A 10,978-nucleotide genomic window follows, 5' to 3' on the forward strand; every position below is an offset into this window, starting at 1 on the left:
GCTCCTGGAGGCGACGATGAACCAGCCATCCTCCGTTCGTGAAGACCCTCAGTATGTCTCAGGAGTGCTGACGGCGGACAGTCGCGCCAAGGCACGGCGCGCACACAGGTCGTTCGGCCGGTTGACCCTCGCACAGCAGGTCGACGCGCGGCAGCGTTTCACAGACGAGAAAGCCCTCACCGGCCTAACCCACAGCTACGCGGTCGACATCTCGATGATACAGCGGACCAAGAAGCGCACGGCGTAAGAGGACCCCCGAACCGGCGCGACGCTCAAAAGGGTTCCCTTTTGCGCGGACACGCTGGAAGGCCTGAGTGTCGTAAGATGCGGCCTTCCACGCCCTCTGGGGCGTCGAAGGCGATGACAGTTCTACGCCGGCCGTCCGGGTCGGGGTCAAGGCCGTAGAGCGGAGCGTGCCTTGAGGTCGTCCCGGATGGCTGGCCCCTCCCCTGGGCAAGGAACCAGTACGGCACCTCCTCAGGCGTAGGAGAATGAAAGTTCCGGACTTGCAAAAGTTCGGCTCGGTGTCGTCGGACACCAACCGGAGTGCGGGGTTGGTAGCACACTGCCAACTGCATTCCGGTGATCTGCTTCGGAGAACACTGGAAAGTCCCTTTTGCAGCAGGCGTGGCTCGATGCCGCGGCAGCGGGCTCACAGTCGGGGATTTGATAGGCGCTAGACGGCAGCTTCGGCATAAGTCGGCAGCATATGCCGTAAGCTAACCCATTCTACATACACACAGATGCGTCCTACACCATATTGTACAGGGCGCTCGACGACGGGCTGCTCCTGAACCGTGAGTCCGCATCGGAGATGTCGCTGCCGTCGACATCTCCGAGCGCGAGCGCCGTCTCGCCGGGACAATCGAAGGGGCGCATCGGAAAACCGATGCGCCCCAACTTTCATGGACTGGTGCGGCGGTCGATCGGGGTCGATGCCCCCGCGATCCCCCCTCGCTCAGTTGGTCTTCGGGTCGGTCACGGTGAAGGCGAGGGTCGCGCCGTAGCTGTCCGAATCGGCGAGCGCCGGGGTTTGCGAAGGGGTGACGCGGTGGCTGACGCCGAGAACCTGCGGGCCGGCGCGGCGCAGCGCGACGACCGCCACGCCTTCGGCATCCGTCGTGGCGCGGGCCTGATCCGCATCGCTCTTGAAGGTCACGCCGTCGGTGGCGACCACGCTGGCCCCGTTGAGCGGACGGCCCTCGAACAGCACCCGCACCCGGATCTGACCCGAGGCCGAAGTCGGCGGTTCCAGCGGAACGATCTCCAGCGGTTGGCCGACGATCTTGTCCCACGGTGCCGCCGGGCCGGAGACCGCCTTGGCGAACTTGACCGACCACAGGCTCTTGTCGGCCTGCGGCAGCATCCGCTTGCTGGCATTGCGGTAGCTGCCGTCGGGCAGGCGCACCCAGTAGCCGTTGTCGTAGGCGGCCGCGAACAGCGCGTCGCCCTGATGCGCGGCCCTGAGCGCCGGGCCGGATTCCAGCTTGGCCTTCAACACCACCGCGCCGGACGGCTCGTAGGCGGTCAGGCTCATCAGCTTGCCCGCGCTCGGCAGTTCCGGCTCGTGGGGATGTCCGTAGAGGACCTGCACACCGCTGCCGGTCGGGTCGAGCCAGATGTCGTGGGCGGAGGCCGGTGCGCCGAGGGCGAGGAAGGCGGCGGCCAAGAGGGCGATGCGTTTCATTGTGTTGGTACTCCCGTTGCAAAGCCGTAGGTGATGCCGGCCAGCAGCGTCAGGCGCGGCTGCGGGCTGGTGAAGATGTCCGCGGCCACGGCGGAGACCGACGAACCGAAATTGAAGATGCTCTCGCTGGTGCGGTCGCCCGGATACCAAGTGGCCTGCCCGTAGGTGGTCCAGCCGCTCTCGTGGATGTAGGCGATCCGGCCGCTCACCCGCGGATAGGGCGATGAGCGCAAGCCCCCGTCCTCGGTCAGCGGCTTGGCTCCCGTGTAGGACAGGTAGGCCGCGCCGGTCAGGCGGCCGGGGCCGAGCGCGGCCGGGGCGCCGACGTCGAACTCGGCGCCTACGGTGGCGAGGAAGGCCGGCACGTTGGGGACGAAGATCGACGGCGCCCCGTTGAGCAGCCGGGCGGAGACGCCCGAATAGTTGGCGAAGACGGCGACCCGGTCGAGGCCCTCGCGGTAGGCGAGCACCTTCGCTTCGATCTCGAAGCCGTCGCGGCGCGACTTGCCGAGGTTCTGCACCGGCAGTCCGGGCGCGGGCTGGAACACCTCGTTGGCGATGTCGGTGAAGAACACGGTGCCGAGGAGGCTGAGGCGGTCGAACACGAGCCGGCCGCCGCCCTCCGTGCTCTCGATCGTCAACGGGGTGAGGCGGGGGTTGCCGGTCAATTCGCTCGACGCGGACGGGCTGCGGAAGCCCTGGCCGTAATTGGCGAACAGCTCCAGCCAGTCGAAGGGCGTGAGCGCCGCCCCACCTTTGGGCGAGACCACGTTGGGGCTGACCTTGGGCGAGAGGGCGGGATCGAGATTGTTGCGCACGTCGTAGAAGAACTGGTCGAAGCGGGCGCCGCCGGTCAGCTTCAGCCAGGGCGCCGGCTTGGCCTGCACCTGCGCATAGGCCGCGAGGTTATGCTGGAGGATGTCGAGATCGAGGCTGCGCGCGGTGAAGCTGCGCGCCACCGAGGGGCCGGTGTTCACGTCGAGCGCGTCGGTGCGCCAATCGCCGCCGACGAGAATCTGGGCCGGCAGGGCGTCGAACAGGCGCGTCGTCCAGACCTTGCGGATGCGCCCGCCCGCGGTCTCGCGCTCCTCGACCTGTCCGCGCTGGCCGGCACCGAAATCCGAGAAGCGGCTGAACACGTCGTGGCTGGCATAAAGAAGCGCCGACAGCGCATCGTCCGGCGATCCGTTGACGTAGTTGGCCACGAAGGTCTGCAGGGTCTTGCCGCCGCCATCGGTGAGGTTGGTCGCCGCGCGCGGCGAGACGAGGCCGGCCCGCACGCGGTCGCGCTCCAGATAGCCCGGCTGCCCGAAACCCGTGCCGTACATCTGCACCCGCAGCGACAAGCTGGAGCCGAGATCGAGGGGAATCGTGACCTTGTTGAAGGCGTTGTAGCGCCCGAGATCACCATTGTCGCGATAGCCGCCCGTGCCGTAGCCCTCGTAGGCGAGGAAGGGCTGGAGGCCGGGGCCGACTTGGCTGAAGGTGGCGAGCCCGCGCGCCGTGCCGAAGGAGCCGCCCGACACGCCCAGCGTCGAGAACGGCTCCGCCCGCTTGGTGTCGATGAAGATCGCGCCGCCGAGATTGGCATCGCCCGCCTCGACCGAGAACGGCCCGCGCACGATGCTGATGGAGGCGATCGTCTCGGGGATCAGCGGATTGAGATCGACGTAGTTCGGGGTGTGGATCGAGGAGACCTCGTTGATCGGCACGCCGTCGATCAAGACAGCCACGTCGCGGCCGTGCTCGGCGTCGCTGAAGCCGCGCAAAGCGATGCCGTAGCCGACGCCGCCCTGGCCGTAATTCGAGACATCAAAACCGGCCACGGGGCGGAAAAGGTCGCCGTAGCTCTGCACCGGCAGACGGGCGATCTCTGCGGCATCGATCACCGTGGTGTTGCCCGGCAGGGCCGAGACCGAGGGGGACAGGGCGGCCTTCAGGTTCGGGGGCGGGCCGGAGATCGTCGTCACCGGACTCGTCGATGCGGATTGCGCCGTGACTTGCAATTCCTCCAGCTCCACCGCGGCCGGATCGAGCGCGTGACCGGGGAGCGTGGTGCAGCCGAGGGCGCCGGCCGATGCGAGCAGGCGCGTCAGGAGCGGCGACATCGCGCAACCCAGGGCTCAAGTCATCCGGGCCGTACTAGATCGCAAATAGTCGGTATGCACAAGTCAGAAGTTTTTCATACCCACGCTTCGCCGGAGCGAATTTCGATCTAACAATTGCTGGTCGAGAACCGACGACGAGGACGCCTGTCCCTGCTTATGAAGACCGACGCGATGATCGGTCCGCTTCACGAACCGGACGTTGCCGTCTCATCGCCTCAGGCCGCGGCCTCGTTGCGCGGCTCCTGCATCGATGCGAGCGGCGCCTCCAGGCGGCAGATCAGGCCAGCCGGCGCATAGGTGAGCTTGACCTCGCCGCCGACCTCGGCGGCGAAGCTGCGCTCGATCAGGCGCGAGCCGAAGCCGCGGCGCGAGGGCTGGGTCAGGATCGGCGGCCCGCCCTGCTCGGACCATGTCAGGCAGAAGCGGGGTGTCTCGCCCTCGTGCACGACGTGCCAGCGCAGATCGACACATCCCGCCTCGTTCGAGAGGGCGCCGTACTTGGCCGCGTTGGTGGCCAGCTCGTGCAGGGCGAGCGCCAGCGAGAGCGCCGCCCTGGCCCCGAGGAGCACCCCCGGCCCGCTCGCGCGGATGCGCGCCGCGGCGGCCCCCCGATGGACCGCCAGAGCCCCCTCGACGACCTCGAGGATCGGCGCCTCGGTCCAGCTCGATCGGGTCAGGATGTCGTGCGCGCGGCCGAGCGAGATCAGGCGCGCGGCGAAGGCTTCGCGCGCGGCCTCCGGGTCCGAGGCGTTACGGAAGGTCTGGCTGGCGATCGCCTGGACGAGGGCGAGCGTGTTCTTGACCCGGTGCTGCAGCTCGCCGGTAAGCAGGCGCTGGTGCTCCTCGGCCCGCTTGCGCTCGCTGATGTCGAGCATCGCCCCGATCATCCGCACCGCCGTTCCCTGTCCCTGCCCGTCCCGGATGACGTAGCCCCGGTCGAGGATGTCGGCGTAGGTGCCATCCGCGCGCAGGAAGCGGTACTCGTCGCTCCAGGCGGTGCCGGTCCCGTCGATGACGGCGTGGATCGAGGCGTCGATCCGCGCCCGGTCGTCGGGGTGGATGTGGGCGATCCACCAATCGCCGGTCGGATCGACCGCCTCCGGCGCATAGCCGTGGGCGACCGTCAGCGCTTCGTTCCAGAGGACGTGGTTCGTGGCGAGGTTCCAGTCCCAGATCGCGTCGTTGGTGGCGCGCGCCGCGAGGCGGTAGCGCTCCTCGGTTTCGCGCAGAACCTGCTCGGCGCGCCGGCTCTGCGTGACGTCGCGCGCGGTGCCGATGAAGCGCACGGCGCGGCCTTCGGCGGAGAAGGCCTGCCCCTTGGCCGCCACCCAGCGCTCGACGCCGTCCTCCAGGCCGACGGTCCGGAAGGCGATGTCGTAGCGGCCGCTGCCGGCCGGATCGAGGGCGGCCTGAACCGCCGCATGGACCCAATCCCGATCGTCCAGATGCAGCCCCGCCAGGAAGACCGCGTAGCTGACGGGCGCCTCCGGCCTCAGGCCGAACAGGGCGCGGGTCCGCGCGTCCCATTCGAGCGTGTCGGTGACGAGGTCGTAGTCGAAGATGCCGGTCCCGGTGGCCTCGACGGCGAGGTAGAGTTGCTCCTGCGCCTTGCGCAGATCCTCCTCGGCCTGGCGGCGGTCGTGGATCTCGCTGTTGCTGCCGAGCCAGCCGACCACCGCGCCGCCCGCGTCCCGCAGCGGCTCGGCGCGGATCAGGAACCAGCGGTAGGTCCCGTCCCGGCGCCGCAGGCGCGCCTCGGTATCGTAGACGATCTCGCGGTGTCGCGCCGTGTCCCAGGCCCGGAGCAGACCATCAAGATCGTCCGGGTGGATCGCCTCGCCCCAGCCGAGCGGCAGCGCCTGTTCCGGCGTCTGGCCGGTATAGGCGTACCAGCGGTCGTTCAGGTAGCTGAGGCTGCCGTCCGGATTGCCGAACCAGATGATCGCCGGAGCGAGTTCGGTGAGCGCCTCGAAGCGCTCCTCGGCCACCTTGCGCTCGTGGATGTCGAGGGTGGTGCCGATCCAGCTCCTGAGCTGGCCCGCCTCGTCGCGCACGGGCCGCGCCCGCGAGAGGAACCAGCGATACTGCCCGTCGGCCCGGCGAAGCGGGAACTCGACCTCGTAAGGGCTCTTGCTCCGCGCCGCCGCGAGCCACGCGTCGCGGACGCGCTCGCGGTGATCGGGGTGGATCACCCCCATCCAGCTCGCCTCGCCGGTCTCGCCGGGGGGCAGCCCCGTGTAATCGTACCAGTAGGCGTTGCAGTAGGTGATGTTGCCGGCCTCGTCGCCGAACCACACCACCTGCGGGCTGACCTCGACCAGGGAGCGGTAGCGCATCTCGCTGTCCCGCAGCGCCGCCTCCGAGGCGCGCGGCCCGGTGCGGTCGCGCAGGATCTTGAGGTAGCCGATGAGGGCGCCGCCCTCGGCGGTCAGCGGCATCATCTCGCCCGAGGCCCAGAAGCGGGTTCCGTCCCGGCGGATGTGCCAGCGCTCGTTCGGGGCGCTGCCGTTCTCCCTCGCCAGGCGCATCTCGACTTCGGGCCGGCCCTCCGCGCGATCCTCGGGCGTGAAGAACGCGTCGATCGCCTGCCCCAGCATCTCGGCCTCGGTCCAGCCGAGGATGCGCTCGGCGCCGGTGTTCCAGCGGGTGACGCGACCATCCGGATCGGTCGCCACGATCGCGTAGTCGGTGGCGCTGTCGAGGATGCGCTCGTGCAGCAGGCGCTGCTCCGCCTGCTCCCGCAGCGCGCGGCGCAGTTCCATCTGCGCCATGGCTTGGCGGGCGAGCCGCATCAGGCCGCGGCGCTGCCGCTCCGAAAGTTTGCGCGGCCGGGTGTCGAGGACGCAGACCGTTCCGATCGGCTGCCCCTCGGCGGTCTTCAGCAAGGCTCCGGCGTAGAAGCGCAGGCCGGGCTCGCCGCTGACCAAGGGATTGCCGCCGAAGCGCGGGTCGCGCACCGTGTCCGGCACATAGAGGAAGTCGTTGTGCAGGATGGCCTGCCGGCAGAACGAGGTTTCAAGCGGCGTCTCGCGCACGCCGAGGCCGACCTCCGCCTTGAAGAACTGACGCCCGTCGCCGACGAGGTTGACCACGGCGATCGGTGCCTCGCACAGCTCGGCGGCGGCTTCCGCGATTTCGTCGAAATCCCGCTCGCGCGGCGTATCGAGCAACCGGTAACGGTCCAGGGCTTGAAGGCGCGCGGCCTCTCGCTCGCTCGTCGGGGCGGGGTTCATCGTGCAGACAGGCTTGGTGGCACCGGATTGTTCCACCATGCGGGGCCGGCTCAGGCGAAAGTGAGGCCGATCGGACGGCGATGGCGGCGCGTCGATGGATGGAGGGCGTCGAGGACGTCCACTCTGCCGTCACACCTCTCTCGCGGCCAACTCTCTTGCTGCATTGAGTGGCAACCGGTGACCGGCCACCCCGGTTACAATCGGCGAGGTGCTGAAACGGCGCAGGCCGAGAGGCTCGCCCGCAATGAATCGACAGGTTATCCCACCGCCATGCTTGGCCTTCCCTCTCGAGACCTGCGGCACCCGACGGGCGCGGTTCGACCGACCGTGACCGGGCGGAGGGCCATCGTCGGGTGCAAGGCGGCCGATGTGTCGGCGCGCGGAGATGTCCGGGCCGCAGGCGTCGCGCGTCATGGCTGATGCCTTCGCATTCCTGCCGCCCGGAGGAGAGACCGGCGCCGAGATCCGCGCCCACGACTGGTCGGCGAGTTCACTCGGGCCGCCGGAGCGATGGCCGCAATCGCTGCGCAGCACGCTGTCGCTGATGCTGTCCTGCCCCACGGCGATGTTCCTCGCTTGGGGACCGGACCTGCTGTGCTTCTACAACGACGCCTACCGCCCGATGCTCGGCTACCGGCTCTCCGGCGCGCTGGGCCAACCCTTCCGCGCGGTCTGGGCCAGCATCTGGGACGAGATCGGTCCGCTGGTGGATGCGACCCTCGCAGGTGAGAGCCAGACCCTCACCGACGTCATGCTGGACCTCTCGCGCGAGGGGAAGCCCGAGCAGGGTTGGTGGTCCTTCACCTACTCGCCCGCCTACGACGAGGCCGGCGCCGTCGCCGGCCTGTTCTGCGTCACCGCCGAGACGACGGCCCGCGTCCTCGGCGAGCGGCGCCTGCGCGAGAGCGAGGACCATTACCGGCACACGGTCGAACTCAATCCGCAGGTGCCGTGGACCTGCGACCCGCACGGCAACATCACCTCCTACTCGAACCGCTGGCTCGAACTGACCGGGCAGGCGCCGGGCGAACCGGAGGGCGCCGGCTGGGCCAAGGCGCTTCATCCCGACGACGTGCCTTGGACCATGACCGTGTTCGCGGGCTGCCTCGCCTCGGGCGAGCCGGTCGATGTGAATTACCGCATCCGCATCGCCCGCACCGGCGCGTACCGCTGGATGCGCGCGCGCGCCCGGCCGCGGCGCAACGAGGGCGGCGCGATCATCCGCTGGTACGGCGTCGTCGAGGATATCCACGACCGCAAGCTCGCCGAGGAGCGCCTGCAGGACCTGAACGCCACGCTGGAGCGGCGCGTGGCGGACGCGCTCGCCCAGCGCAAGCTCTGGGCCGACGTGTTCGAGACCACCGACGCTCTCGTGGCCGCGCTCGACGACGATTACCGCGTGCTCGCGGTGAACCGCGCCTATGTCGACGAGTTCGAGAGCATCTACGGCGTCCGGCCCGGCGTCGGCGACAACCTCCTCGACCTGCTGGCCGGTCATCCCGACGACCGCGCCGCGGTGAAGGCGGTCTGGTCCCGTGCCCTTGCCGGCGAGGAATTCACCCTCATCGAGGCGTTCGGCGCCCCGGAACGCAAGCGGCCCTCCTACGAGCTGCGGTTCACGGCGCTGCGGGACGCGCAGGGACGCCGGATCGGCGCGTTCCAGTATGCCCAGGACGTCTCCGAGCGGCTGCGCGGCCAGGAGCAACTCGCCCGAGCCGAGGAAGCGCTGCGCCATGCCCAGAAGATGGAGGCCGTCGGCCAGCTCACCGGCGGCGTGGCGCACGACTTCAACAACCTTCTGACCATCATCCGCTCGTCCGTCGAGTTCCTGCGCCGGCCGAATCTGCCCGAGGACCGGCGCAGCCGCTACCTGGAGGCGGTCTCGGACACGGTCGATCGCGCCGCCAAGCTGACGAGCCAGCTCCTGTCCTTCGCCCGGCGGCAGCCCCTCAAGCCCGAGGTGTTCGACCTCGGCGGGCGGCTTCGCGGCGTGGCCGACATGCTGAACGCGGTGACCGGCGCCCGCATCCGCATCGTCGCGGAGGTGCCCGACCTGCCCTGCCACGTGCGGGTCGATCCGAGCCAGTTCGAGACCGCGCTGGTCAACCTCGCGGTCAATGCCCGCGACGCGATGGCCGGCGAGGGCACGCTGACGCTCGGGCTCGCCTGCGGGACGGCGCTGCCCTCGATCCGCGGCCATGCCGGCGCGGCCGGGCCCTTCGCCGCCCTCTCGGTCCGCGACGACGGCACCGGCATCGCCCCGGAGCATCTGACGCGCATCTTCGAGCCGTTCTACACCACCAAGGCGGTAGGCAAGGGGACCGGGCTCGGCCTCTCTCAGGTCATCGGCTTCGCCAAGCAATCGGGCGGCGACATCGACGTGGCGAGCGAACCGGGACACGGCACCACCTTCACGCTCTACCTGCCCGAGGTCGATGCGCCCGCGCCGGAGACGCAGCAGGGGGACGACACGGCCGAGCCCGCGACCGAGGAGCGGGCGCTCTGCGTGCTCGTGGTCGAGGACAATCTCGATGTCGGACGCTTCTGCACCCAGCTTCTGGAGGATCTCGGCCACTCGATCGTCTGGGCGCACGATGCCGAGACGGCGCTCGTCGAATTCGAGCGGGTGCCGTTCCGGTTCGACGCGGTCTTCTCGGACGTGGTGATGCCGGGCATGGGCGGGGTCGAACTCGCACGGCGGCTGAAGGCCGGCCACCCGAACCTGCCGATCATCCTGACCACCGGCTACAGCGACGTGCTGGCCCAGGACGACACGCACGGCTTCGACCTCGTCCGCAAGCCCTACTCGGCCGAGCAGGTCGCGCGCGCGCTGCGCAACGTCCTGAACCGGCGTCCCCGGCCGGCGGGCGCCCCCGGCCACCGGCCGACCCCGGCCTGAAGCGGGGCACAGGGCGGCCGCCGCCCTCCGCCGGTTCATACCCCCCGATCGACCGGCGGTCTGCCGGGATCAGGCGCCCGTCGGACCGGTGGCCCCACCGGGAGGCTGCGGGCTGCTGCCGACTCCCGGCGCCGCCGTGCCGTCCGACGCGGCCGGCTCGGCGCTTCCGGGCATCGACACCTCCGGTCCCGACAAAGCCGCCTGGAGCCGGCTTTCCTGCTCCGGCGAGAGTGAGGAGCGGATCACGCGCCCCCGGAACTGCTTCATCTCCGCGAGGACCTTCTCCGGCTGCGCCTTGCGCACGAGGATGAACAGGGCCGAGGTGTTCGGCTGCACGGCCTCGGCCACGGAGCGGATGAAATCGTCGTTGATGCCGTAATCGGCGAGCTTGCCCGACAGCGCCCCCGCTCCCGCCCCGAGCGCCGCCCCCGTGGCGAGGCCGAGCAGCGGGTTCAGGAAGAGGAGGCCGACCAGCGAGCCCCACATCGCGCCCCAGATGCCGCCGGAGGCCGCTCCCGCCCCGATCAGATCGACGCTCTGCTTGAGCCGCAGCTTGCCGTCCGGGCTCCGCACGGCGACGACCGCATCCTCCAGATCGATCAGGTACTCGCCCTGCAGGCGTGCCAGCTCGTTCAGGGCACTGTCCGCCTGTTGCGGATCCTCGAATCCAATCACCACAAGCTCGGCCATTCATTCCTCCTCGATGAAGACGGTGCGACGGGTGTTGTCGGCCCTGGCACGGTCAGGGTGGCGAACCGTGCCCGCCGGTTCTCGCCAGGCGCGGGAGAATGGCGGGCACGCTGTGGAATCTGACCGTCTTCCGGCGCAGCACATCCGCCGGGGACAGGCCGCCGAAGCGATGGCAGCTCATGGTCACTTAACAAGGCTGCGACCGGCAAAACTCCCCAATCACTGCAACAGATCTACCGGCAATATTTAATTATGAAGCATGTCTTTCATTAACAACAGGCCATCTCTTCGCCAATCCCAGAAAGACGATGCCTAACCCTACCCCACAAATCGGTCGCTTCAATTGATCTGCCTCATTGGA

The 10,978-nt window shown here is 69.3% G+C and carries 6 protein-coding genes; 2 read left to right on the top strand and 4 right to left on the bottom strand.

The window, feature by feature from the left end; all coding sequences use genetic code 11:
• Positions 1 to 16 precede the first annotated feature (16 nt).
• Entirely contained in the window at positions 17 to 247 is a 231-nt protein-coding gene (locus tag LPC10_RS05615) for a hypothetical protein (RefSeq protein WP_231345815.1), read from the top strand.
• 711 nt (positions 248 to 958) lie between these two features.
• Here LPC10_RS05615 and LPC10_RS05620 read toward each other — a convergent pair.
• From LPC10_RS05620 to LPC10_RS05630, 3 genes are all read right to left on the bottom strand, one after another.
• Positions 959 to 1,687: a DUF4198 domain-containing protein gene (locus LPC10_RS05620; RefSeq protein ID WP_231345816.1), complete on the bottom strand. Its 729-nt coding sequence runs from the start codon at positions 1,685 to 1,687 to the stop codon at positions 959 to 961.
• Positions 1,684 to 3,795 carry a TonB-dependent receptor gene (locus LPC10_RS05625; RefSeq protein WP_231345817.1) on the bottom strand — a complete coding sequence of 704 codons (2,112 nt, stop codon included), beginning with the start codon at positions 3,793 to 3,795 and terminating at the stop codon, positions 1,684 to 1,686. The genes LPC10_RS05620 and LPC10_RS05625 overlap by 4 nt, the downstream gene beginning before the upstream one ends.
• 215 nt (positions 3,796 to 4,010) lie before the next feature.
• Positions 4,011 to 7,028, bottom strand: coding sequence for a PAS domain S-box protein (locus LPC10_RS05630; RefSeq protein WP_231346973.1), 3,018 nt, complete (start codon positions 7,026 to 7,028; stop codon positions 4,011 to 4,013).
• A 412-nt stretch (positions 7,029 to 7,440) separates the two neighbouring features.
• Here LPC10_RS05630 and LPC10_RS05635 point away from each other — a divergent pair, with 412 nt between their 5' ends.
• Positions 7,441 to 9,927, top strand: coding sequence for a PAS domain-containing protein (locus LPC10_RS05635; protein WP_231345818.1), 2,487 nt, complete (start codon positions 7,441 to 7,443; stop codon positions 9,925 to 9,927).
• Positions 9,928 to 9,996: 69 nt separating this feature from the next.
• Here LPC10_RS05635 and LPC10_RS05640 read toward each other — a convergent pair whose 3' ends face one another.
• Positions 9,997 to 10,617, bottom strand: a complete 621-nt coding sequence (locus LPC10_RS05640; RefSeq protein WP_231345819.1) for a DUF1269 domain-containing protein — start codon at positions 10,615 to 10,617, stop codon at positions 9,997 to 9,999.
• Between the last annotated feature and the right edge of the window lie 361 nt (positions 10,618 to 10,978).

This window comes from Methylorubrum sp. B1-46 (genome assembly GCF_021117295.1).
Taxonomy (GTDB): Bacteria; Pseudomonadota; Alphaproteobacteria; order Rhizobiales; family Beijerinckiaceae; genus Methylobacterium.